The organism is Dactylosporangium sp. CS-033363 (assembly GCF_050942475.1).
In the GTDB taxonomy this organism is placed as follows: Bacteria; Actinomycetota; Actinomycetes; order Mycobacteriales; family Micromonosporaceae; genus Dactylosporangium.
The window spans coordinates 196,117-219,593 of the sequence record NZ_CP192032.1; the positions used below are offsets into that span (position 1 = coordinate 196,117).

The 23,477-nt window shown below is 70.4% G+C and carries 25 protein-coding genes; 21 read left to right on the top strand and 4 right to left on the bottom strand.

Annotated elements, in window-relative coordinates:
• The first annotated feature begins 188 nt into the window (after window positions 1-188).
• On the top strand, window positions 189-554 hold the full coding sequence (locus ACQPZ4_RS00940) for a type II toxin-antitoxin system RelE/ParE family toxin (RefSeq protein WP_433066108.1): 366 nt from the start codon (window positions 189-191) through the stop codon (window positions 552-554).
• Window positions 541-861 carry a helix-turn-helix domain-containing protein gene (locus ACQPZ4_RS00945; RefSeq protein WP_433054673.1) on the top strand — a complete coding sequence of 107 codons (321 nt, stop codon included), beginning with the start codon at window positions 541-543 and terminating at the stop codon, window positions 859-861. Before ACQPZ4_RS00940 ends, ACQPZ4_RS00945 begins: the two co-directional genes overlap by 14 nt.
• 14 nt (window positions 862-875) lie before the next feature.
• Here the strand turns inward: ACQPZ4_RS00945 and ACQPZ4_RS00950 are convergent, their stop codons facing one another.
• Together ACQPZ4_RS00950 and ACQPZ4_RS00955 are read right to left on the bottom strand one after the other, a co-directional pair.
• Entirely contained in the window at window positions 876-1,652 is a 777-nt protein-coding gene (locus ACQPZ4_RS00950) for a VOC family protein (RefSeq protein WP_433054676.1), read from the bottom strand.
• Between the two features lie 48 nt (window positions 1,653-1,700).
• Window positions 1,701-2,564, bottom strand: a complete 864-nt coding sequence (locus ACQPZ4_RS00955) for a hypothetical protein (protein ID WP_433054679.1) — start codon at window positions 2,562-2,564, stop codon at window positions 1,701-1,703.
• A gap of 74 nt (window positions 2,565-2,638) precedes the next feature.
• Between ACQPZ4_RS00955 and ACQPZ4_RS00960 the strand changes: the two genes are divergently transcribed.
• Window positions 2,639-3,487 carry a menaquinone biosynthetic enzyme MqnA/MqnD family protein gene (locus ACQPZ4_RS00960; protein WP_433054682.1) on the top strand — a complete coding sequence of 283 codons (849 nt, stop codon included), beginning with the start codon at window positions 2,639-2,641 and terminating at the stop codon, window positions 3,485-3,487.
• Between the two features lie 140 nt (window positions 3,488-3,627).
• On the opposite strand, the gene ACQPZ4_RS00965 is transcribed toward ACQPZ4_RS00960, so the two are convergent.
• On the bottom strand, window positions 3,628-4,506 hold the full coding sequence (locus tag ACQPZ4_RS00965; RefSeq protein WP_433054685.1) for a hypothetical protein: 879 nt from the start codon (window positions 4,504-4,506) through the stop codon (window positions 3,628-3,630).
• 247 nt (window positions 4,507-4,753) lie between these two features.
• On the opposite strand from ACQPZ4_RS00965, the gene paaA reads away from it, so the two are divergent.
• The 7 genes from paaA to ACQPZ4_RS01000 are packed head-to-tail and all read left to right on the top strand — an operon-like array spanning window position 4,754 to window position 9,685.
• Complete coding sequence (paaA, locus tag ACQPZ4_RS00970) at window positions 4,754-5,785, top strand: 1,2-phenylacetyl-CoA epoxidase subunit PaaA (protein ID WP_433054688.1); 1,032 nt, start codon at window positions 4,754-4,756, stop codon at window positions 5,783-5,785.
• The gene (paaB, locus tag ACQPZ4_RS00975; protein ID WP_433054691.1) at window positions 5,778-6,056 is read left to right on the top strand and encodes a 1,2-phenylacetyl-CoA epoxidase subunit PaaB; all 279 of its coding nucleotides are present in this window, start codon (window positions 5,778-5,780) and stop codon (window positions 6,054-6,056) included. The genes paaA and paaB overlap by 8 nt, the downstream gene beginning before the upstream one ends.
• Entirely contained in the window at window positions 6,053-6,751 is a 699-nt protein-coding gene (paaC, locus tag ACQPZ4_RS00980) for a 1,2-phenylacetyl-CoA epoxidase subunit PaaC (RefSeq protein WP_433054694.1), read from the top strand. The genes paaB and paaC overlap by 4 nt, the downstream gene beginning before the upstream one ends.
• Window positions 6,745-7,206, top strand: coding sequence for a 1,2-phenylacetyl-CoA epoxidase subunit PaaD (gene paaD / locus ACQPZ4_RS00985; RefSeq protein WP_433066110.1), 462 nt, complete (start codon window positions 6,745-6,747; stop codon window positions 7,204-7,206). Before paaC ends, paaD begins: the two co-directional genes overlap by 7 nt.
• A 4-nt stretch (window positions 7,207-7,210) precedes the next feature.
• Complete coding sequence (paaE, locus tag ACQPZ4_RS00990) at window positions 7,211-8,329, top strand: 1,2-phenylacetyl-CoA epoxidase subunit PaaE (RefSeq protein WP_433054697.1); 1,119 nt, start codon at window positions 7,211-7,213, stop codon at window positions 8,327-8,329.
• Between the two features lie 58 nt (window positions 8,330-8,387).
• Window positions 8,388-8,996, top strand: coding sequence for a sigma-70 family RNA polymerase sigma factor (locus tag ACQPZ4_RS00995; protein WP_433054700.1), 609 nt, complete (start codon window positions 8,388-8,390; stop codon window positions 8,994-8,996).
• Entirely contained in the window at window positions 8,996-9,685 is a 690-nt protein-coding gene (locus ACQPZ4_RS01000) for an anti-sigma factor (protein ID WP_433054703.1), read from the top strand. Before ACQPZ4_RS00995 ends, ACQPZ4_RS01000 begins: the two co-directional genes overlap by 1 nt.
• Here the strand turns inward: ACQPZ4_RS01000 and ACQPZ4_RS01005 are convergent.
• Complete coding sequence (locus ACQPZ4_RS01005) at window positions 9,671-10,624, bottom strand: aldo/keto reductase (protein WP_433066113.1); 954 nt, start codon at window positions 10,622-10,624, stop codon at window positions 9,671-9,673. The genes ACQPZ4_RS01000 and ACQPZ4_RS01005 overlap by 15 nt on opposite strands.
• Before the next feature lie 50 nt (window positions 10,625-10,674).
• Between ACQPZ4_RS01005 and mqnC the strand changes: the two genes are divergently transcribed.
• The 11 genes from mqnC to nuoH all read left to right on the top strand — a co-directional run bounded on the left by mqnC (window position 10,675) and on the right by nuoH (window position 23,454).
• Window positions 10,675-11,910 (top strand): cyclic dehypoxanthinyl futalosine synthase, encoded by a 1,236-nt coding sequence (mqnC, locus tag ACQPZ4_RS01010; protein ID WP_433054706.1) that lies wholly within the window; start codon window positions 10,675-10,677, stop codon window positions 11,908-11,910.
• Window positions 11,907-12,599 carry a demethylmenaquinone methyltransferase gene (locus ACQPZ4_RS01015; RefSeq protein WP_433054709.1) on the top strand — a complete coding sequence of 231 codons (693 nt, stop codon included), beginning with the start codon at window positions 11,907-11,909 and terminating at the stop codon, window positions 12,597-12,599. The genes mqnC and ACQPZ4_RS01015 overlap by 4 nt, the downstream gene beginning before the upstream one ends.
• A gap of 348 nt (window positions 12,600-12,947) precedes the next feature.
• Entirely contained in the window at window positions 12,948-14,231 is a 1,284-nt protein-coding gene (locus tag ACQPZ4_RS01020; RefSeq protein WP_433054712.1) for a geranylgeranyl reductase family protein, read from the top strand.
• A 223-nt stretch (window positions 14,232-14,454) separates the two neighbouring features.
• Window positions 14,455-14,820 carry an NADH-quinone oxidoreductase subunit A gene (locus tag ACQPZ4_RS01025; RefSeq protein WP_433054715.1) on the top strand — a complete coding sequence of 122 codons (366 nt, stop codon included), beginning with the start codon at window positions 14,455-14,457 and terminating at the stop codon, window positions 14,818-14,820.
• Between the two features lie 3 nt (window positions 14,821-14,823).
• The gene (locus ACQPZ4_RS01030; protein ID WP_433054718.1) at window positions 14,824-15,507 is read left to right on the top strand and encodes a NuoB/complex I 20 kDa subunit family protein; all 684 of its coding nucleotides are present in this window, start codon (window positions 14,824-14,826) and stop codon (window positions 15,505-15,507) included.
• Complete coding sequence (locus ACQPZ4_RS01035; protein ID WP_433054721.1) at window positions 15,504-16,208, top strand: NADH-quinone oxidoreductase subunit C; 705 nt, start codon at window positions 15,504-15,506, stop codon at window positions 16,206-16,208. Before ACQPZ4_RS01030 ends, ACQPZ4_RS01035 begins: the two co-directional genes overlap by 4 nt.
• Window positions 16,205-17,521, top strand: coding sequence for an NADH-quinone oxidoreductase subunit D (locus tag ACQPZ4_RS01040; RefSeq protein ID WP_433054724.1), 1,317 nt, complete (start codon window positions 16,205-16,207; stop codon window positions 17,519-17,521). The genes ACQPZ4_RS01035 and ACQPZ4_RS01040 overlap by 4 nt, the downstream gene beginning before the upstream one ends.
• Complete coding sequence (gene nuoE, locus ACQPZ4_RS01045) at window positions 17,521-18,315, top strand: NADH-quinone oxidoreductase subunit NuoE (protein ID WP_433054727.1); 795 nt, start codon at window positions 17,521-17,523, stop codon at window positions 18,313-18,315. The genes ACQPZ4_RS01040 and nuoE overlap by 1 nt, the downstream gene beginning before the upstream one ends.
• Complete coding sequence (gene nuoF / locus ACQPZ4_RS01050; protein ID WP_433054730.1) at window positions 18,315-19,634, top strand: NADH-quinone oxidoreductase subunit NuoF; 1,320 nt, start codon at window positions 18,315-18,317, stop codon at window positions 19,632-19,634. The genes nuoE and nuoF overlap by 1 nt, the downstream gene beginning before the upstream one ends.
• A complete protein-coding gene (locus ACQPZ4_RS01055; RefSeq protein WP_433054733.1) occupies window positions 19,634-22,114 on the top strand; it encodes an NADH-quinone oxidoreductase subunit G in 2,481 nt (826 codons plus the stop codon). The genes nuoF and ACQPZ4_RS01055 overlap by 1 nt, the downstream gene beginning before the upstream one ends.
• Window positions 22,111-23,454 (top strand): NADH-quinone oxidoreductase subunit NuoH, encoded by a 1,344-nt coding sequence (gene nuoH, locus ACQPZ4_RS01060; protein ID WP_433054736.1) that lies wholly within the window; start codon window positions 22,111-22,113, stop codon window positions 23,452-23,454. Before ACQPZ4_RS01055 ends, nuoH begins: the two co-directional genes overlap by 4 nt.
• The last annotated feature ends 23 nt before the right edge of the window (window positions 23,455-23,477 follow it).

Sequence of the window (23,477 nt, forward strand, 5' to 3'; positions counted from 1 at the left end):
TGCTCGGACACTTCGTCGCCAAGGACGGCGAGACGCTGATCGCGGACGGCCCGTTCCCGATCGAGATAAATCCCGGCACGCTGTTGCGCCGCTCGTAGAAAACCGGAGTCAGCGCCATGTCGTTGCGCAGAGCGCAGGTTAAGGATATTGTTAACTCGGGAAGGGGGCCGGTGGAGTGGGAGATCCTGATGACCGGGCAGGTCGAGGAGTTTCTCGACGCGCTCCACGCCGCTGACCGCGACTCGCATCGCCTGGTCAACCAGGCCATCCTCGTGCTGGAGCGCAATGGTCCGGGCGAGGGGCGGCCGCTCGTCGACAGCATCGCCGGCTCGCGGTTGACCAACCTCAAGGAGCTGCGGCCGCCGTCGAGCGGGCGCAGCGAGATCAGGATCCTGTTCGTCTTCGATCCCTGGCGCGCCGCCATCCTGCTCGTGGCGGGGGACAAGTCGGGTCAGTGGACACAGTGGTACGCCGGGGCCATCCCGGAGGCGGAGCAGCGGTACGCCACATACTTGAAGGAGCGCGAGAAGGAGATCGGCGATGAGCGGCGTTAAGCGGTGGCGGGACACCGATCACCTGGAGCGTGCGGTCGAGGCAGCCGGCGGGCCCGAGGCGTTCGACGCCGCGGTCGGGGCGATGCTCGACGAGGCCCGCGGCTGGCGGCTGGCCGAGCTGCGCAAGCGGCGCGAGATGACGCAGGAGCAGGTCGCCACGCGGATGGGCGTCTCCGTGGCCCGGGTCTCGCAGATCGAGGCCGGCAGTGTCTCCACGCAGGATGTGCTCGCCCGGTACATCGAGGCGCTCGGCGGCACGCTGAAGCTCATCGCCGACTTCGGCGACGAGCAGCTCAAGGTCGCCTGAACGCGAGCCGGAGGTCAGCCCATCAGGGCGCGGAGTTCGGGGATGACCTCGATGGCCAGGATCATGCCGCCCGTGGGGTCGAGGACTGAGCAGGCCTGGCCGATGCCCGCGTCGACCGGGCCCGCCAGGACGCGGCCGCCCAGGTCGGTGGCGCGGGTCATGAAGCCGGCACAGTCGTCGATCGAGAAGATGGTGCGCCAGTGGTGCGGGGTGCCGGGCGGGTAGTTCTCGTCCATGATGCTCAGGCCGCCCACGACGCGGTTGTTGGAGATCCATTCGTGGTACTCGTGGATCGTGTCCGGCGAGGTGCCCTCCTGGTCGAGCCAGCCGAAGACCTTGCCGTAGAAGGCGGCTGAAGCCGGGACGTCGCGGGTTACCACCTCGCTCCAGCAGACGGAGCCCGGTTCGTCGTGGATCTGGGCGCCGGCGAAGCGGATTTTCTGCCAGACGCCGAAGACCGCGCCGGCCGGGTCGGCGAAGAGGGCGGCCCGGCCTCTGGTGGCGATGTCCGTCGGGGGCAGCAGGACCCTGCCGCCGGCCGCCACGACCTCCTGGGCGGTGGCCTCCGGGTCGTCCACGGCGATGTACGTCATCCAGGCCGCGCGCTCCGACGGGGTCGGGGCCACGCCGGCCACGACCAGGTCGCGCAGGTGGAACAGGGTCGTGCCGTCCTCGGCCGCGCTCGTGGTCCAGCCGAAGAGGCCGGCGTAGAACGCGGCCGCGGTGGACGGGGCGGGGCTGGTCAGCAGCGACCAGCAGGGGGTGGCGGCGGCATAGCCTCGTACTCGCACCGAGCGAGGATAAACAAAACGTCAGACGTACTAGATCATCTGAAAGGGTCAATGCTGTGTGAGTAGCTGCTTGGTCACTTCGCGGCAGGTTTTGACGCCGTAGTCCTTGCCCAGGGAACTCGGGTAGTGGGCCATGATCCCCAGGGTCCAGCCGTCGCCGATGGCCATGCAGGCGATGTGCCACTGGCCGTCGTCGCGGGCCAGCCAGCCGTTCTTGATGGCGGTGGTCTTCTGCACGTCGGCCGGCAGGACCTCGATCGGGCCGAAGCGGCCCGGGCCGCGGACGTTGCGCATCTCGTTGAGCAGCCAGTCGGTCCACTTCGGGCCGGCCGCGCGGCCGTCGCCGATGCACTTGGCCAGGCGGGCCACGTCGCGGGCGGACATCTGGGTCAGGCTCCAGGAGTTCTGGGTGCCCTTGGTCTCGGTCAGGCCGCAGAGCGAGATCATGCGCTTGATCGAGTTCAGATTGCCGTTCTCCACGTGGTACTTGAACGTGTTCTCGGTCTCCGAGTCGCGAATCATGCGGCTCAGTTCGTTCATGGCGGTGCTACTGGGCTGCTTCTTGGCCTCGGCCTGGCGGCGCAGCCAGTCCGCCGCCACCCACGCCTTGGCCATCGAGGCCGTGTCACTGGTCGTGTACGGCGTGCTCCCGTACAGCTTGTCGGCCTTGAGGTCGTAGTACGCCCACGACCAGAAGCCCTTGACCGTCACGCTGACCGGCTGGGTGGGCGTGAACAGCGGGCCGCTCGGCGCCGGGCTGGGGGCGGCGCTCGCGCTCGGGGACTCGGCCGGGGTGTCACTGGCGCCGGCGACCGGCACGTGGCTGCTCTGGACCTGGGGCTTGTCCGAGGTCGAGCAGCCGGTCGCCGCAAGCACGGCGAGCAGCGCGAACACAGCGAGGGGGCGTCGCATCAGATGAGGGTAGCGGCTGTGAGAATCGCCGCCCCGCCCGTGTGCCGCGCCGGCGTTGGGGCACGATGGGTGTTGTGCCTGCACTGCAGCGGCCCCGCGTCGGCCACATCCAGTTCCTGAACTGCCTGCCCATCTACTGGGGCCTGATGCGGTCCGGGGCGCTGATCGACGTCGATCTGTTCAAGGACTCGCCGGAGCGGCTCAACGCCGCCCTGGTCGCGGGCGATCTGGATATCGGGCCGATCTCGCTCGTGGAGTACCTCCGCAATGCCGAGGATCTGCTCCTGCTTCCTGACCTCGCGGTGGGCAGCGACGGCCCCGTGCTGTCGGTGAACCTGGTCTCGACGGTCCCGCTGGAGCGGCTCGACGGCCGGCGGGTGGCCCTGGGCGCGACGTCGCGCACCGGCGTGATGCTGGCGCAGATGTACCTCGAGTCGCACGTCGGGGTCCGCCCGGAGTACTTCAACAGCCCGCCCGACCTGGCCCGCATGCTCGACGAGGCCGACGCCGCCGTGATCATCGGCGACGTGGCCCTGCGCGCGATGCACGAGGCGCCGCGGCAGGGCTGGCAGGTCACCGACCTCGGGCAGGCCTGGCGCACGTGGACCGGGCTGCCGATGGTCTTCGCCGCCTGGGCCGTCCGCCGGGACTTCGCCGCCGCGCATCCGGGCCTGGTCAAGGACGTGCACGAGGCGTTCCTGCGCTCGCGGGAGCTGTGCCTGACCGAGCTGGACGACGTCGCGGAGGCGGCGGCGCGCTGGGAGAACCTCTCGGCGGCCGACCTGGCCACGTACTTCCGGGCGCTCGACTTCTCCCTCGGCGACCGCCAGGTGGCGGGCGTCCGCGAGTTCGCCCGCCGCGCGGCCGAGCGGGGCGCCGTGCCGCCGCTGCCGCCGGGCGGGCCCGCGTTCTTCCAGGGCTGACACGCCGCCGCTGGGCGAAAAGTCCCTTTCGCGAAAAGTCGGGCACTCCGTGCCACGACTTTTCGGACTTATCGCCTGTCGGGGTATAAATCCGGAAATGTCGCGGCCGGAGGCCCGACATTTCACGGAAGGCAAAGACATCAGGCCTGAAGCTGCTTCGTGACGCTCGAGCAGATGTTCTCCCCGTACGCCTGCCCCTTCGAGGACGGGTACACGGTCAGCACGCTCAACACCCAGTCGGTCCCGATCGCCATGCAGTTCACGTGCCACTTGCCGTCGCTGCGGGCGATCCACCCGTTCTTCACCGCCGTACCCGCCTGGTCGGCAGCGGGCAGCGCCGGCGTGATGCCGAACTTCTGGTCCTTCGCGACGTTGCGCATCTCGTTGAGCAGCCAGTCCGTCCACTTCGGGCCGGCCGCCCGCCCGTCGCCGATGCAGGCGCCCATGCGCGCCGCGTCCCGGGCTGAGACCAGGGTCGAGGCCCAGTCGATGTACGCCTTCGAGTCCGTCAAGCCGCAGGTCTGCACGAGGCGGGTGATGCTGGCGGACTTGCCGTCGAGGCCCCAGAAGTACGAGGCGGCGTTGTTGTCGCTGTTGCGGATCATCTCGCTGAGCTCGGCCAGGTTGGACTTGCTCGGGTTGGGGTTGCGGCGCAGGTAGTCCGAGGCCAGCCAGGCCTTGATCATCGAGGCGGTGCGCTGGGCGGTGTTCGCGTTGTCGGAGCCGGCCATCGCGCCCGTGCGGCGGTCCAGGACGGTCCAGGACCAGAAGCCGGTGGCGTCGACGGTGACCTTGGCCGGGTGCAGGAGGGCCTGGGGCAGGGCGGGGGCCGTCGGGGCGGCGGGGGCGGCCTTGCGGGTCGGGGCCTCGCTGGCCGCCGGGCTCTCGCCGGCCACGGCCGCGGGCGCGGCGGTGTCGGAGCTGACGCCGAGCAGGTCGCTGCCCCAGACGAACGGTACGCCGACGAGCAGCGCCGCCACGAGCAGCACGAACACGGTCAGTCCGACACGCTGGCGCATGAGTCGGTGGTCCCTCCCTGGCGGCCGTCGCCCTGATTCCATCGACCGCCGGTCATGAACAGATGTTCCCTGCGTTAACACGCTGTAAGCGATCGGAAAGTTCACCCGGCGTGAGGTATTGCCGGGGACAGTCTCCCGTCCAACGGGCAAGCCCGCAGCTTGGACGCGCTCAAAAGTCCCTGGTAGTTGGCTCGACGTGATGTGACACCTTCTTGCCGGAACTGTCGGTTGCTGTAACACTGGACGTGTGTACGGCAACGACTTCGGCCCGCTCCTAGAGCAGGTGGACAGCGCTGAGCGGGACCTTCGCGCGAATTCCGAACGAGCGCTCGGTCAAGAACGCGACCAGAGCGGGGACCAGAACGCGTACTTCGATGCGCTCCTGGCGGCCGACCAGAAGATCGAGCCGCGGGACTGGATGCCGGACGCGTACCGCAAGACGCTGATCCGGCAGATCGCCCAGCACGCGCACTCGGAGATCATCGGGATGCAGCCCGAGGGCAACTGGATCTCGCGCGCGCCGTCGCTCAAGCGCAAGGCGATCCTGCTGGCCAAGGTGCAGGACGAGGCCGGGCACGGGCTGTACCTCTATGCGGCCGCCGAGACGCTCGGCATCTCCCGCGAGGAGCTGGTCGAGATGCTGGTCGAGGGCCGCCAGAAGTACAGCTCGATCTTCAACTACCCCACGCTGACCTGGGCCGACATCGGCGCCATCGGCTGGCTGGTGGACGGCGCGGCGATCGTGAACCAGGTCCCGCTGTGCCGCTGCTCCTACGGGCCCTACGCGCGGGCCATGATCCGCATCTGCAAGGAGGAGTCGTTCCACCAGCGGCAGGGGTACGAGATCCTGCACACGCTGGCCACCGGCACCCCGGGGCAGAAGGCGATGGCCCAGGACGCGATCGACCGGTGGTGGTACCCGTCGCTGGCGATGTTCGGCCCGCCCGACGGCGACTCGACCCACTCCGAGCGGTCGATGGCCTGGAAGATCAAGCGCTTCTCCAACGACGAGCTGCGCCAGCGCTTCGTGGACATGTGCGTCCAGCAGGCCGAGATCCTCGGACTCAAGCTGCCCGACCCGGACCTGAAGTGGAACGAGGAGGAGCGGCGGCACGAGTACACCCAGCCCGACTACGACGAGCTCATGCGCGTCATCAAGGGCGAGGGCCCCTGCAACCGCCAGCGCATGGAGCACCGCCGCCGCGCCTACGAGGACGGCGCGTGGGTCCGCGAGGCGGCCCGCGCATATGCCAAAAAGACGGAGAAGCAACATGTCTGAGCCGCTCTGGGAGGTCTTCGTCAGGCCGCGCCGCGGGCTGTCGCACCAGCACGTCGGGTCCCTGCACGCGCCCGACGCCCCGATGGCGCTGCGCAACGCGCGGGACGTCTACACCCGCCGGCAGGAGGGCGTCTCGATCTGGGTCGTCCCGGCCGGCGCGATCACCGCGAGCAGCCCCGACGAGAAGGACGCGTTCTTCGAGCCGGCCGCCGACAAGGTGTACCGCCACCCGACCTTCTACGCCGTCCCGGAAGGCGCGGAGCACATATGAGCGCCACCCCCACCGCCCTCGAACTCGGCGACGACGCGCTCATCGCGGCGCAGCGCCTCGCCGAGTGGTGCTCCCGCGCGCCCGAGATGGAGGAGGACATCGCGCTGGCCAACATCGCCCTCGACCAGCTGGGCGCGGCGCGCCTGTTCCTCACCTACGCCGGCGAGGAACTGCACAAGAGCGAGGACGATCTCGCGTACCTCCGCGACGACCGCCAGTTCCGCAACGCGCTGCTGGTCGAGCTGGACAACGGCGACTTCGCGGTGACCATCGGCAAGCTGCTCTTCCTGGCCGTCTACCAGCGGCTGCGCTACGAACAGCTGGCCGGCGGCGGCGACGAGCGGCTGGCGCGGATCGCGGCCAAGGCGCGCAAGGAGTCCGAGTACCACGCCGAGCACGCCACGCTGTGGACCGTCCGCCTCGGCGACGGCACCGAGGAGTCGCACCGGCGGATGCAGGCGGCGGTCGACGCGCTGTGGCCGTACACCCACGAGCTCTTCGAGGGCGACGCCGCGAGCCTCAAGGCCGCCTGGTCGACCGAGGTCGAGACGACGCTGGCGAAGGCCACGCTCCGGCGGCCCGGGGACGGGTGGGCGCCGTCCGGCGGGCGTCAGGGAGTACACACGGAGGCTCTTTCCAAACTGCTGGCCGAGATGCAGGTGCTGCATCGCGCACACCCCGGGGCGACCTGGTGAGCGCGCGGGCGACGGCGGGCGCGGTGCTCGACCCGGAGCTGCGCGTCGTGACCATCGAGGAGCTGGGCATCCTGCGCGACGTCGCCGAGCGGGACGGGCGGGTGACGGTGACGATCACGCCGACCTACTCCGGCTGCCCGGCCATGGACGTCATCCGGGCCGACATCGCCGCCGCGCTGCATGCCGACGGGTACGCCGACGTGCGCGTCGACACCACGCTGGCCGAGCCGTGGACGACGGACTGGATCACCCCCGCGGGCCGCGAGAAGCTGGCCGCGGCGGGCATCGCACCCCCGTCGACCAGGGCGGCGGTGACCCTGACCCTGACCGTGCGCTGCCCGGCGTGCGGATCGCCGGAGACCGAGGAGCTGTCCCGGTTCGGCGCCACCGCGTGCAAGTCGCTCTGGCGCTGCCGGGCGTGTCGTGAACCGTTCGAGCGCGTGAAAACGATCTGAGGACATGAGCGTCTCCGAGATTCGGCGGCCTTTGAAGCGCCGGCCCATGTTCCACCGTCTCGCTGTCGTCGACGTCGAGCGGCTGACCGAGGACGCCGTCGCGGTGACCTTCGACGTGCCCCGCGAGCTGCGCGAGACCTTCGCGTTCCGGGCCGGCCAGCACCTCACCGTGCGCCGGCACGACGAGTCGGGGCAGGAGATCCGCCGCTCGTACTCGATCTGTTCCACCCCCGCGCACCTGCGCGACGAGGGCGAGCTGCGGGTCGGCATCAAGCGGGTCGTCGGCGGGGCCTTCTCGACCTACGCGCTGTCCGGCCTCGCGCCCGGTGACGAGGTCGACGTGCTGCCGCCGCTCGGGCACTTCACCACCGCGTTCGACCCCGGCCGGGCCCGGCACTACGCGGCGATCGCGGCCGGCTCCGGGATCACGCCGGTGCTGTCGCTGGCCGCCACTGCGCTGGAGACCGAGCCCGAGAGCAGGGTCACCGTGATGTACGGCAACCGCGCCGCCGCCTCGGTCATGTTCGCCGAGGAGCTGGCCGACCTCAAGGACCGCCATCGCGAGCGGCTGCACGTGATGCACGTGCTCTCCCGCGAGGCACAGGAGTCCCCGCTGCTCTCGGGCCGGCTCGACGAGGCGCGGATCGGTGCCGTCCTCGACGCGCTGCTGCCGGCCGGGACTGTCGACGAGTGGTTCCTCTGCGGGCCGCACGGCATGGTGCTGGACGCCCGGGTCGCATTGTCGGCGCGGGGGGTGGTCGATTCGGCGGTACACACGGAACTCTTTCACGTCGATGACGCCCCGCCCGTCGCACGCCCGGCCGCGGCTCCGGCCGACGACCAGGAGAAGGCCGAGGTCGGGATCGTCCTGGACGGACGCGCGACCACCTTCACCATGGCCCACGACGAGCGGGTGCTGGACGCGGCGCTGCGGGCGCGGCCGGAGCTGCCGTACGCGTGCAAGGGCGGCGTCTGCTCGACCTGCCGGGCCAAGGTCGTCGAGGGCCGGGTCGAGATGGCCCGCAATTTCGCGCTCGAACCCGACGAGCTCGCCGCCGGATATGTCCTGACCTGTCAAGCCATGCCGATCACGGACCGTGTCGTGGTTGACTTCGACGCATGACGCGGGTCACACCCTGGGGGCCACCCATCCGGCCCGGCGGGGGCTCCGAATGAGCGACATGAGACCGGAACAGGAGCTGCCGACGCAGCGGCTCGTGGCGGTCCCGACGCCAGCGCAGCGCCCGCCGGACGCGGACGACCTGCTGGCCCGGGTGGCCCGCGGCGACGAGCGGGCCTTCGCCGCGCTCTACGACCTGGTGTCCGCGCGCGTGTTCGGCCTGATCCGCCGCGTGCTGCGCGACCCCGCCCAGTCCGAGGAGGTCGCCCAGGAGGTGATGGTCGAGGTCTGGCGCAGCGCCGGGCGCTTCGACGCGGCCCGCGGATCGGGCACCGCGTGGATCTTCACCATCGCCCACCGCCGGGCCGTCGACCGGGTCCGCTCCGAGCAGGCCGGCGCCGAGCGGGTCCGCCGGGTCGCCGCGGCCAGCGCCGAGACCCCCTACGACGACGTGGTCGAGGCCGCGACCGCCCGGCTGGAGCAGCAGCAGGTGCGCCGCTGCCTCGACGGCCTGACCGAGCTGCAGCGCGAGGCGATCACGCTGGCCTACTACGGCGGCAACAGCTATCGCGAGGTCGCCGATCTCCTCAGTACCGCCCTGCCGACCATCAAGACCCGCATGCGCGACGGCCTGATCCGGATGCGCGACTGCCTGGGGGTGACGGTCTGATGACCACGGCTGACATCCACGCCCTCGTCGGCGCGTACGCCCTCGACGCCGTCGACGACCTCGAGCGCGCCGCGTTCGAACGGCACCTGCGCGACTGCCCGGACTGCTCGGTCGAGGTGGCCGAGCTGCGCGAGACCGCGGCCTGGCTGACCCACCCGGTCGCCGAGGCCGCGCCGCCGAGCCTGCGGGATTCGGTACTCGCCCAGATCGCCAACACCCCGCAGGAGCGCAGGCAGACATTCAAGAGCCCGCGCCGCGAGTCCGTGCGGTGGCGGGCCTGGGTCGCCTCGTCCGCCGCGGCCGTGCTGTTCGCGGCCGGCGTGGGCGGCGGCACCTGGGCCCTGACCCGCCAGCACTACGCCGAGCAGACCTCGCAGATCGACGCGGTGCTCGCGGCCGCCGACGCCCACCTGGTCACCCAGGAGGTCGAGGGCGGCCGGATCACCATGATCGTCTCCCCGTCGCGGGACGCCGGGGTGGCCGTGCTGTCCGACCTGCGCAAGCCCGACGGCTCGTACCAGCTGTGGATGGTCGACTCCGGCTACCGCGCGGTCGGCCTGACCGACCAGGGCAGCGGCCGCTTCTACATCAAGGGCCTGGCCCCGGTCTTCGGCGTGAGCAAGGAGCCGAAGGGCGGGTCGAAGAACGGCACGCCGACCGAGATCGTCGGCAAGCTAGATATTCGCTAGCTCCGCCATGTCGTCCGCGGTGGGCTCCCAGGCCGCCGCGGCGACGTTGGCGACGACCTGCTCGGCCCTGGTCGCGCCGGCGATCACGCTGGCCACCGCCGGCTTGGCGGCGAGCCCACCGATCGCCACCGTGAGCGGGTCGATGCCCCGCGCCTGCGCGAACGCCGCCAGGGCCTCGATGCGGTCCCAGGGCGCGTCGGCGAGGAAGCGCTCCATGCCCTCGCGGGCCAGCCGGGTGCCGGCCGGCGGGGCGTCGCCGCGGCGGTACTTGCCGGTCAGCAGCCCCATCTCCAGCGGGAAGAACGGCAGCAGGCCGAGGCCGAAGCGCTCCAGGGCAGGCACGAGCTCGGCCTCGACGCCCCGGTTGAGCAGGGAGTAGCGGTTCTGGGCGCTGACGAACGGGGTCAGGTGCCGGGTCTCGGCCGTCCAGGCCGCGTCGGCCGTCTGCCAGCCGGAAAAGTTGGAGTGGCCGATGTAGCGCACCTTGCCCGACCGGACCAGGTCGTCCAGCGCGGCCAGGGTCTCCTCGATCGGGGTGGCGGGGTCGGGTTCGTGCAGCTGGTACAGGTCGATGTGGTCGGTCTGCAGCCGGCGCAGCGAGGACTCGGCCGCCCGCACGATGTAGCGGCGGCTGCCCCGCGCGCCCCAGTCGGCGCCGTGCAGCCCGCGGGCGTTCATGCCGAACTTGGTGGCCACGATCACGTCGTCGCGGTGCTTGCCCAGGGCGGCGCCGAGCGCCTCCTCGGACGCGCCGGGCGTGGCGCCGTAGATGTCGGCCGTGTCGAACAGGGTGATGCCGTGGTCCAGGGCCGCCGCGACGACCTCCGTGCTGCTCGCGGCGTCGATCCGGCCGAACTGGTTGCAGCCGATGCCGACGACGGAGACGGTGAGCCCGGAGCGCCCGAGGCGCCGGTAACGCATATCAGTCACTCTCGTGATACTAGGCACGGCTGCTCGACGGCCCGGGCGAGCTAGGTAGTCTCTGGGGTGTGACTGCTCCGGTGATCAGCGAAATTCTGCAGCGTGCCGCCGACGGCGGGCGGATCGGCCCGGACGAGGCGCTCCTGCTCTACACGGACGCGCCCTTCCACGCGCTGGGCGAGGCCGCCGATACCGTGCGCCGCCGTCGCTACCCGGACAACATCGTCACCTACATCATCGACCGCAACATCAACTACACCAACGTATGCGTCACGGCCTGCAAGTTCTGCGCCTTCTACCGGGCGCCGAAGCACAGCGAGGGCTGGACCCACGGCACCGAGGAGATCCTGCGCCGCTGCGCGGAGGCGGTCGACCTCGGCGCGACGCAGGTGATGCTGCAGGGCGGGCACCACCCCGACTACGGCGTGGAGTACTACGAGGAGCTCTTCTCCGCCGTCCACGAGGCGTTCCCGGGGCTGGTCATCCACTCGATCGGCCCGTCCGAGGTGCTGCACATGGCCAAGGTCTCCGGCGTCTCGATCGAGGAGGCGATCACCCGCATCAAGGCGGCGGGCCTGGCCTCCATCGCCGGGGCCGGCGCGGAGATGCTGCCCGAGCGGCCGCGCAAGGCGATCGCGCCGCTCAAGGAGTCCGGCGAGCGCTGGCTGGAGGTCATGGCGGTCGCGCACCGCCTCGGCGTCTCCTCCACCGCGACGATGATGATGGGCACCGGCGAGACCAACGCCGAGCGCATCGAACACCTGCGGCTCATCCGCGACGTGCAGGACCTGGCCGTGGCCAACGGGTACTCCGTGGAGGCCGACCTCGCCGGCACCGTCGGCGGGTTCCGCTCCTTCATCCCGTGGACCTACCAGCCGGAGAACAACCACCTCAAGGGGCGCACGCAGGCGACCAGCCTGGAGTACCTGCGGCTGGTGGCGGTGGCCCGGCTGTTCTTCGACAACATCCCGCACCTGCAGTCGTCGTGGCTCACCACCGGCAAGGACGTCGGGCAGGTCTCGCTGCACCTCGGCGTGGACGACCTGGGCTCGATCATGCTGGAGGAGAACGTGATCTCCTCCGCCGGCGCCCGGCACCGCTCGCGGCTGACCGAGCTGGTGCAGATGATCCGCGGCGCGGACCGCATCCCGGCGCAGCGCGACACGCAGTACCGGCACATGAATGTGCACTGGACCGAGGCGGACGACCCGACCGACGACCGCGTGCAGTCGCACTTCTCGTCGATCGCCATTCCCGGCGGCGGTACCGGCCGCAGCCTGCCCCTGACGCCGGTGACCTCATGACGCGCGCCTCGCTGGACAAGGAGCCGCACGAGGTCGCCGCCATGTTCGACGGCGTGGCCCGCCGCTACGACGTCACCAACACGGTGCTGTCGGGCGGCCGCGACCGCATGTGGCGCCGGGAGACCCGGCTGGCCCTGGGCCTCAAGCCGGGCGAGCACGTGCTCGACCTGGGCGCCGGCACTGGCGTGTCGACCCTGGAACTGGGCCGCTCGGGCGCGTTCGCGGTGGGCGCCGACATCTCCGTCGGCATGCTCCAGGCCGGCCGGGCCAAGCGCCCCGAGGTCCCGCTGCTGGCGGCGGACGCCCTGCACCTGCCCTTCGCCGACGCCACCTTCGACGCGGTGACGATCTCCTTTGCCCTGCGCAACATCGCCGACACCGACGCTGCGCTGGCCGAGATGGCCCGCGTGACGAAGCCGGGCGGCCGCCTGGTCATCTGCGAGTTCTCGACCCCGACCTGGCGCCCGTTCCGCGCCGTCTACCAGGGCTACCTGGTCGGCGCCATCCCGCCGATCGCCAAGCGCGTCTCGAGCAACCCCGACGCCTACGTCTACCTGGCGGAGTCCATCAAGGCCTGGCCCGACCAGGAGGGCCTGTCGGCCCGGATCGCGGCCAACGGCTGGCGCAAGGTCGCCTGGCGCAACCTGACCGGCGGCGTCGTGGCGCTGCACCGCGGCTTCCGTATCTGAGTTGTGTTTTATCCGATAAGTCGGGCGCTGCGCGCCGCGACTTATCGGATTTATGCCGCGCTGGGCGAAATATTCGGCATGCGATAAAAAGAAGCAGCCGTTACGGGCAATCGCCGTGCGCTCACGTTCTGTCGCCGTACAAGCTGGCACAGTGGATCACGAAGTGCGCGTCGGGCGGACCGGTGGAGCGCCCACCCGGCCGGGTGAAAAATTAGGGTCGCCTTACCGACAGCGGTGCACTTCACGGTTCTAGACTGCACCTCAGGCGACTTTGTGAAGACTTTCACGAGCGAAGAAATGACCGCGAAGTAACACCAACGGAGCGGGAAGCTGAACGGGCAGGGAGGTATGACGGCTGTGACCGACACCGGGAAAGATGCGGATGTCATTGTCGTCGGCGCCGGGCCGGGCGGATCGTCCGCGGCGTTCCACCTCGCCCGGCACGGGCACAAGGTGCTGGTGCTGGAGAAGACCGAGTTCCCGCGCGAGAAGGTGTGCGGCGACGGCCTGACCCCGCGCGCGGTCAAGCAGCTGATCAAGATGGGCATCGACACCACCGAGGAGAAGGGCTGGCTGCGCAACCGCGGCCTGCGCGTCATCGGTGGCGGCGTCCGGCTGGAGCTGGACTGGCCCGACCTCGCGAGCTTCCCGGACTACGGGCTGACCCGCACCCGCATGGACTTCGACCACATGCTGATCACCGCCGCGACCGACGCCGGCGCCGAGCTGCGCAGCGGCACGACGGTCAACGGGCCGATTCTCGACCGCACCGGCCGCGTCGTCGGCGTGACCGCGGTCGGGCCGGACAAGGAGCCGCGGGAGTACCGCGCCCCGCTGGTCATCGCGGCCGACGGCGTGTCGGGGCGGTTCGCCCTGGCCCTCGGCATCGCCAAGCGGGACGACCGGCCGATGGGCGTGGCCGTCCGGCAGTACTTCCGCAGCGAGACGCGGCACGACGACGACTACCTCGAGTCGTGGCTGGAGCTGCGCAGCCGGGAGTCGGGCGACAAGCTGCTGCCGGGCTACGGCTGGATCTTCGGCCTCGGCGACGGCCGCGTGAACGTCGGCCTGGGCGTGCTCAACAGCAGCGTCGCCTACGGCAAGACGAACTACAAGAACCTGCTGGCCGACTGGCTGGACAACACCCCGGCCGACTGGGGCCTGTCCGACCCGGCCAACGCCGACGGCAAGGCGCAGGGCGCCGCGCTGCCGATGGGCTTCAACCGGGTGCCGCACTACACCCGGGGCGTGCTCCTCGTCGGCGACACCGGCGGCATGGTCAACCCCTTCAACGGCGAGGGGATCGCCTACGCCATGGAGTCCGGCGAGCTGGCGGCGGAGATCGCCGTCCAGGCGCTGGCCCGCCCGCAGGGCACCGCGCGCGAGCGCGTGCTCGCCAACTACCCGACCGAGCTCAAGGCCCGCTACGGCGGGTACTACCGGCTCGGGAACGTGTTCGTGAAGCTCATCGGCAACCCGCAGGTCATGCGGATCGCCACCAAGCACGGCATGCCCCACCCGACCCTCATGCGGTTCGTGCTGAAGCTCCTCGCCAACCTCACGGACCCGCGAGGTGGAGACGCGATGGACCGCGTGATCAACGCCATGACCCGACTGGCCCCGGCCGCCTGAGGACGGGCCAGGCGGGTAAGCCTGAGCAAAACCTGAGCAAAATCCCGAGAAACACCCGCGCAACCAGCACCACCAGCACCCCAAACATGCTGGCCAAGGCCGCATTTGGGGTGCCCCGGACGAAGCCGTCCAGGCATCACCGAATAGTGTTAAACCGCATACAGCTTGAGTGGTCCCCGGAGCCGACCGCCCCGCGGGCTCGCCGAAAGGACGGAGCAGCACGATGTCGCTCGCGCCGTACGTACCGATTCTGGGGCTCTTCGCCCTGGCCGCCCTCTTCGCGTTGTTCTCGGTGGGGGTCGCGCCCTTCGTGGGACCGCGCCGGTTCAACCGGGCGAAGCTCGACGCCTACGAGTGCGGCATCGAGCCGACGCCGCAGCCAGTCGGCGGCGGCCGCTTCCCGGTCAAGTTCTATCTGACCGCGATGCTGTTCATCGTCTTCGACATCGAGATCATCTTCCTGTACCCGTGGGCCGTGAACTTCGACGCGCTCGGCCTGTTCGGGTTCGTGGAGATGGTGCTGTTCATCGTCACCGTGTTCGTCGCGTTCGCCTACGTCTGGCGCCGCGGCGGGCTGGATTGGGACTGAGCCATGGGCATCGAGGAAAAGGTACCGACCGGCGTCCTGCTGACGACCGTCGAGAAGCTGGTCAACTGGTCTCGCAAGGCGAGCTTCTGGCCGGCCACCTTCGGTCTGGCCTGCTGCGCGATCGAGATGATGGCGACCGGCGCCGCGCGTTACGACCTGGCGCGCTTCGGCATGGAGGTCTTCCGGGCCAGCCCCCGCCAGGCCGATCTGATGATCGTGGCCGGCCGGGTGAGCCAGAAGATGGCCCCGGTGCTGCGCCAGATCTACGACCAGATGCCGGAGCCCAAGTGGGTGCTCTCGATGGGCGTCTGCGCCTCCAGCGGCGGCATGTTCAACAACTACGCGATCGTCCAGGGCGTCGACCACGTCGTGCCCGTGGACATGTACCTGCCGGGCTGCCCGCCGCGGCCGGAGATGCTCATCGACGCCATCCTGCGCCTGCACGACAAGGTCATGGCCGAGCCGCTGGGTGACCGGCGCCGCCGCATGATCGAGGCCCGGGTCGAGCGCGACGGCGCGCCGGTGGTGGCCCCGGGCGCGATGCCGTCGAGCTACCGCTTCGACAAGGCCAAGCGCGCCGAGTGGCTCAAGGCCGCCGAGTCGGGCCGCGAGGAGCAGCTGCGCATCCAGAAGTGGATGGAAGAGCGGGCCGATCTCGCGAATCAGGCTGGCGGAGGCAACAAGTGACTGACGCGAACGTAGAGCCGGTCGGCGCCCAGCTGGGTGCCGCCGCGCAGACCCCGCCGTCGTCGGCCGCCGGGCGCGGCATGTTCGGCGTGCACGGCACCGGCGACACGTCGGGCTTCGGCGGCCTGCGCCGCCGGCGCGCGGTCGAGCTGGACTCGCCGCGGCCGTTCGGCGGGGAGCACGACGAGGTCGTCGACGCGCTGGAGGAGGCCTACCCGGGCTTCGACGACGCGATCGAGCGGATCGTGGTCGACCGGGGCGAGCTGACCCTGCACATCGTGCCGGAGCGCATCGCCGAGGTCTGCCAGTCGCTGCGGGACGATCCCGCGCTGCGCTACGAGCTGTGCTCCTCGGTGTCCGGTGTGGACTACCTCGGCTCCGACGGCCGTCGGCTGCACGCGGTGTACCACCTGACCTCGATGACGTTCCGCCGCCGGATCCGCCTCGAGGCGGCCGTGACCGTCGAGGACCCGCACCTGCCGAGCGTCACCCAGGTGTACCCGACCGCCGACTGGCAGGAGCGGGAGACCTACGACATGTTCGGCATCGTCTTCGACGGCCACCCGAACCTGACCCGGATTCTCATGCCGGACGACTGGGAGGGCTTCCCGCAGCGGAAGGACTACCCGCTCGGCGGCGTGCCGGTCGAGTACAAGGGTGCGGAGATCCCGCCGCCGGACCAGCGGAGGAGTTACCAGTGAGCACCGATTACGCGTCAGCTCGCGAGACCACCGAGGGCAAGGTCTTCACCGTCACCGGCGGGGACTGGGACACGGTCGTCAACGAGGCCGGGGCCGAAGAGCGCATCGTCGTCAACATGGGCCCCCAGCACCCGTCCACCCACGGGGTGCTGCGCCTGGTGCTCGAGCTCGAGGGCGAGACGGTCACCGAGGCGAGGACCGTCATCGGGTACCTCCACACGGGCATCGAGAAGAACCTGGAGTTCCGCAACTGGACCCAGGGCACCACGTTCGTGACCCGCATGGACTACCTGGCCCCGATGTTCAACGAGACGGGCTACTGCCTCGCGGTCGAGAAGCTGCTCGGCATCGAGGACCAGATCACCGACCGCGCCAAGACGATCCGCGTGCTCATGATGGAGCTCAACCGGATCTCCTCCCACCTGGTCTGGCTCGCCACGACCGGCATGGAGCTCGGCGCGCTGTCGATGATGATCTACGGCTTCCGCGAGCGCGAGTACATCCTCGACATCTTCGAGCTCGCCTCCGGCCTGCGGATGAACCACGCGTACATCCGCCCGGGCGGCCTGGCGCAGGACCTGCCGGACGAGGCCGCGGTGAAGATCCGCGAGATGCTCGACTGGATGCCCAAGCGCATCGACATGTACGAGGACCTGCTCTCGGGCAACACGATCTGGCGCGAGCGCACGCAGGGCGTCGCGGTGCTGGACGTGACCGGCTGCTTGGCCCTGGGCATCACCGGGCCGGTGCTGCGCTCGGCCGGGCTGGGCTGGGACCTGCGCAAGCAGCAGCCGTACGCCGGCTACGAGACCTACGACTTCGAGGTCCCGACCGAGAACACCGCCGACGCGTGGGGCCGCTACCAGGTGCGCCTCAACGAGATGCGCCAGTCACTGCGGATCGTCCAGCAGGCGATGGACCGGCTGGAGCCGGGCCCGATCATGATCGCCGACAAGAAGATCTCGTGGCCGGCCCAGCTCGCGGTCGGCGGCGACGGCCTCGGCAACTCGCTGGAGCACGTCGCGAAGATCATGGGCCAGTCGATGGAGGCCCTGATCCACCACTTCAAGCTGGTGACCGAGGGCTTCCGGGTGCCGCCCGGCCAGGTGTACGTCCCGATCGAGGCCCCCCGCGGCGAGCTCGGCGTGCACGCGATCTCGGACGGTGGCACGCGCCCGTTCCGGGTGCACTACCGCGAGCCCAGCTTCGTCAACCTGCAGGCGATCCCGGCGATGGCGGAGGGTGGCCTGCTGGCCGACGTCATCGTGGGCGGCGCCTCGCTCGACCCCGTCATGGGTGGGTGTGATCGTTAATGGTGTTCAGTGAGCTCACGCGCGAACGTGCGCGTCAGATCATCGCGCGCTACCCGGAAGGCCGCTCGCGCTCGGCCCTGCTGCCGCTGCTGCACCTCGTGCAGTCGGAGGAGGGCTTCGTCTCCCCGGACGGCATCGCGTTCTGCGCCGAGACCCTGGGCATCACCAAGGCCCAGGTCGGCGCGGTGGCGACCTTCTACACCATGTACAAGCGCAAGCCGACCGGCGACTGGCTGGTGAGCGTCTGCACCAACACGATGTGCGGCGTGCTCGGCGGCGACAAGGCGTACCAGGCCCTGAGCGACTATCTCGGGGTCGGGCACGACGAGACGACGTCCGACGGCAAGATCACCCTCGAGCACGCCGAGTGCCTCGCCGCCTGCGACTACGCGCCGGTGATGACGGTCAACTACGAGTTCTTCGACGGGGTCACCGACGACACCGCCCTGACGCTGGTCAAGCAGCTGCAGAACGGCGAGCGCCCGGCCCCGAGCCGCGGCACCCGGCTGTGCACGCTGAAGGAGATGGCGGTCCAGCTGGCGGGCTTCGCCGACGACCGCGGCGACGAGGTCATCGCCGACGGACCCGCCGGTGAGCCGACGCTCGCGGGCAACCGGCTCGCCGAGCGCTTCGCGATCTCGGTGCCGGGCTTCGACCCGGACACCCCGATCGCCAAGAAGGAAGACGCGGCCAAGAAGGACGAGCCCAAGCCGCCCGCGTCGGCGCCGAAGCCGGCGTCGGACGCGAAGCCGGCGGGCGACGGGCCGATGCCGCAGAAGGAGGCGAAGGCCTGATGGCCGAGTACCAGCCCGCGCAGGAGTCGCTGTCGAAGCTCACGCCGGTGCTCACCAAGCGCTGGCTGTCGCCGGACGCGTGGAAGCTCGACGTGTACGAGCGGCTCGACGGCTACACCGGTCTGCGCAAGGCGCTCAAGGCCCACCCGGACGACCTGATCCAGCTGATCAAGGACTCCGGGCTGCGCGGCCGCGGCGGCGCCGGCTTCCCGACCGGCATGAAGTGGGGCTTCATCCCGCAGAACGACGGCAAGCCGCACTACCTCGTGGTCAACGCCGACGAGGGCGAGCCGGGCACCTGCAAGGACCTGCCGCTGATGATGGCCGACCCGCACGCGCTGGTCGAGGGCGTCATCATCGCCTCCTACGCGATCCGGGCCAACTTCGCCGCGATCTACATCCGCGGCGAGGCGGTGCACGCGGCGCGGCGGCTGCGGGCGGCGGTCGAGCAGGCCTACGCCAAGGGCTACCTCGGCGCCAACATCCTCGGCAGCGGCTTCGACCTGGACCTGGTCGTGCACAGCGGGGCCGGGGCCTACATTTGCGGCGAGGAGACGGCGCTGCTGGACTCGCTGGAGGGGTACCGCGGCCAGCCCCGGCTGCGCCCGCCCTTCCCGGCGACCCACGGGCTCTACGCCTCCCCGACCGTCGTGAACAACGTCGAGACGATCGCCAGCGTGCCGTACATCGTGCTGGGTGGCTCGGCCTGGTTCCGCAGCATGGGGACCGAGAAGTCGCCGGGCCCGAAGATCTACTCGATCTCGGGGCGGGTCAACAATCCCGGCCAGTTCGAGTGCGGCCTCGGCGTCACGCTGCGGCAGCTCATCGACCTGGCCGGTGGCATGCAGGACGGCCACCAGCTCAAGTTCTGGACGCCGGGCGGCTCCTCCACGCCGATGCTGACCGACGAGCACCTCGACACCCCGATGGACTTCGAGGGCATGATGAGCGTCGGCACGATGCTCGGCACCACGGCCGTCCAGGTCTTCTCCGACCAGGACGACATCGTCTACGCGACGTACCGCTGGATCGCCTTCTACCACCACGAGTCCTGCGGCAAGTGCACGCCGTGCCGCGAGGGCAACTACTGGATGGTGCGCATCCTGCACCGCATCCTGGCCGGCCAGGGCACGCACCAGGACCTCGACACCCTCCTGGACGCCTGCGACAACCTGCTGGGCCGCTCGTTCTGCGCGCTCGGCGACGGCGCGACCAGCCCGGTGACGTCCTCGATCAAGTACTTCAAGCAGGACTACCTCGACTACATCGAGGGCCGCAAGGCGCCGATGTTCCACGGCGAGCTGGTAGGAGCCCACTGATGACCGACGTGGTTCCCAAGGTCGAGACCGTCAAGCTGACGATCGACGGCATCGAGGTCGAGGCGCCCAAGGGTGCGCTCGTCATCCGGGCCGCCGAGCAGGTGGGCATCTCCATCCCGCGGTTCTGCGACCACCCGCTGCTCGCCCCGGCCGGCGCCTGCCGCCAGTGCCTGGTCGACGTCGAGGGCCAGCGCAAGCCGGTCGCCTCGTGCACCCAGCCGGTGGCCGAGGGCATGGTGGTGAAGACCCAGATGACCTCCGAAGTCGCCAAGAAGGCGCAGGAGGGCATCATGGAGTTCCTCCTGATCAACCACCCGCTCGACTGCCCGGTCTGCGACAAGGGCGGCGAGTGCCCGCTGCAGAACCAGGCGATGAGCAACGGCCAGTCCGAGTCGCGGTTCGTCGAGCACAAGCGGGAGTACCCCAAGCCGCTGCCGATCAGCACGCAGGTGCTGCTCGACCGCGAGCGGTGCGTGCTCTGCCAGCGCTGCACCCGCTTCTCCGACGAGATCGCGGGCGACAAGTTCATCGACCTGATGGAGCGCTCGAGCAACGAGCAGATCGGCGTGTTCCGCGGCGATCCCGACTCGCCCGAGGACGACGCCCCGTTCAACAGCTACTTCTCCGGCAACACGGTGCAGATCTGCCCGGTCGGGGCGCTCACCAGCTCGCAGTACCGATTCCGCTCCCGCCCCTTCGACCTGGTGTCGACGCCCAACACGTGCGAGCACTGCGCCGCGGGCTGCGACCAGCGGGCGGACCACCGCCGCGGCAAGGTCATGCGGCGCCTGGCCGGCGACGACCCGGCGGTGAACGAGGAGTGGAACTGTGACAAGGGGCGCTTCGCGTTCCAGTACGTCACCGCCACCGACCGCCTGACCACGCCGATGGTGCGCGACAAGAAGACCGGCGAGCTGCGCACGGCCAGCTGGCCCGAGGCGCTCACGGTGGCGGCCGAGGGGCTCGCCGCCGCCAAGGACAACGGCGGCGTCGGCGTCCTGGCGGGCGGACGGCTCACGGTCGAGGACGCGTACGCCTACGCGAAGTTCGCGCGGGTCGCCCTCGGTACCAACGACATCGACTTCCGCGCCCGGCCGCTCTCGGCGGAGGAGACCGAGTTCCTCGGCTCGCACGTCGTCGGGCGGGCGGACGTCACCTACGCGGACATCGAGCGGGCCTCCGCGGTGGTCTTCGCCGGGCTGGAGCCCGAGGAGGAGTGCCCGATCATCTTCCTGCGGGCCCGCAAGGTGTACCTCAAGCGGGCCCTGCCGAGCTTCGCTGTCGCCCCGTTCGTGACCCGCGGGTTCGCCAAGATGGGCACCACGGTCCTGCTCACCGCGCCGGGCGGCGAGGCGGAGGTGCTCGGGCAGTCCGAGCAGCTGCGCGACGCGCTGTCGGGCGAGGGCGCGATCCTCTTCGTCGGAGAGCGCCTGGCGAGCGTCCCCGGCGGCCTGTCCGCCGCCGCGCGCCTGGCCGAGTCCACCGGCGCCCGTCTCGCCTGGGTCCCGCGCCGCGCGGGTGACCGGGGCGCGGTCGAGGCCGGCGTGCTGCCGACCCTGCTGCCCGGCGGCCGCCAGGTCTTCGACCCGGCCGCGCGCAGCGAGGTGGCCACCGCATGGCAGCTCGACGCGGGTGTCCTGCCCAGCGCCTCCGGCCGCGACACCGACGGCATCATCGCCGCGGCGCGCGAGGGCCGGCTCGGTGCGCTGGTCGTCGGCGCCGTGGACCCGGCGGACCTCGCCGACCCGGCCGCCGCCGAGGACGCCCTGGACAAGGTGGGCTTCCTGGTCAGCCTGGAGCTGCGGATGAGCGCCGTCGCCAAGCGCGCCGACGTCGTCCTGCCGATCGCTCCGGCCGCCGAGAAGTCCGGCTCGTACGTGAACTGGGAGGGCCGGGTCCGCCCGTTCGGCACCGTGCTCAAGACGCAGGCCATGACCGACGCCCGGGTGCTCGACACGCTGGGCCGCGAGCTCGGCGTGCAGCTGGGCGTGGGCGACGTGGAGGCGGTCCGCGCGCAGCTCGCCGCGCTGGCCCAGCTGCCGCTGCCGGGCACGGTCTCGGTCGGCACCGTCGGCGGAGTCTCCGCAGGTGGCAACCCGAGCCTGGTCCGCGGTACCGCTCCCGACGTGGCTCCGGGCACGCCCGCGAGCCCGGCGAGCGGCCAGGCGATCCTCGCCTCCTGGCACCACCTGATCGACGGCGGCTCGCTGCAGGACGGTGACGGCCACCTGGCCGGGACCGCCCGCCCCGCCGTGGTCCGGATCTCCAAGAGCACCGCGGCCGACCTCGGCGTGGTGGACGGGGACGCGGTGACGGTCGGCACCGAGCGGGGCGCGATCACCCTGCCGGCGCTCGTCACCGACATGGTCGACGGGGTCGTGTGGATTCCGACGAACTCACCGGGCTCGACCCTGCGCCGCACGCTCGGCGTGACGGAGGGCGCGCTGGTCGAGATCAGCACTGGGGGTACCGCAAGATGACATCCGCTGCAGGCAGCCTCGACCAGTTCGGCCACGACACCTGGTGGCTGGTGCTCGCCAAGGTCATCGTGATCTTCGCGTTCCTGGTCGTCATGACGCTCTTCGCCATCTGGTACGAGCGCCGGGTGGTGGCCCGGATGCAGGTCCGCCCGGGCCCGAACCGCAACGGCCCATTCGGTCTGCTCCAGTCGCTGGCCGACGGTCTCAAGCTGGCGTTCAAGGAAGACATCATGCCGCGCCTGGCGGACAAGGTGGTCTTCTTCTTCGCGCCGGTGATCTCGACGGTCTGCGCGTTCACCGCGTTCTCGGTCATCCCGTTCGGTCCCGTGGTCTCGGTCTTCGGCAACCACACGCCGCTGCAGCTGACCGACATCCCGGTGGCCGTTCTGCTGGTACTGGCCTGCTCCTCCATGGGCATCTACGGCATCGTGCTCGGCGGCTGGGCCTCGGGCTCGACCTACCCGCTGCTCGGCGGCCTGCGCTCGAGCGCCCAGATGATCTCCTACGAGGTCGCCATGGGCCTGTCGATCGTCTCGGTCTTCCTGGTCTCCGGCTCGATGTCGACCTCGGAGATCGTGGCGGCCCAGGCGAGCAACGGCACCGCCGACGTCTTCGGCATGACCTGGCACCTGCCGGCCTGGTACGGCATCCTGCTCATCCCGAGCTTCCTGATCTACTTCACCGCCGCGGTCGGCGAGACCAACCGGGCCCCGTTCGACCTTCCCGAGGCCGAGTCGGAGCTGGTCGGCGGCTTCCACACCGAGTACTCGTCGCTGAAGTTCGCGCTGTTCTTCCTGGCCGAGTACATCAACATGGTCACCGTCTCGGGCCTGTGCACGACGCTGTTCCTCGGCGGCTGGCGCGCCCCGTGGCCGATCTCGATCTGGGACGGCGCGAACCACGGGTGGTGGCCGGTGCTGTGGTTCACCATCAAGGTGCTGCTGCTGCTGTTCGTCTTCGTGTGGCTGCGCGGCACGCTGCCCCGGCTGCGCTACGACCAGTTCATGCGCTTCGGCTGGAAGGTGCTCATCCCGGCCAACCTGGTCTGGATCCTGGCCCTGTCCGGCATCCGGGTGCTGCAGAACGGCGGCATCAGCACGGGCGCCCGCACCGGCGTGATCATCGGGATCGTCGCCCTGGTGGTGCTGGTCCTGGCGCTGGTCGCCCTGCAGCGCAGCCGCAAGACCGCGGTCGAGCTGCCGCAGGCGCACCCGGGCGGACGCGTCGGCGGTACCAACGGCTTCCCGTTGCCGCCCTTGAACCTCGAGGTGCCGCCCAGCCCGCGGGCCAAGCGCGTGATCGTCGAGCGGGAAACCGTCCCGACCGGCAAGGAGAGCTGACGTGTCTATTGGTGGAACCCTGA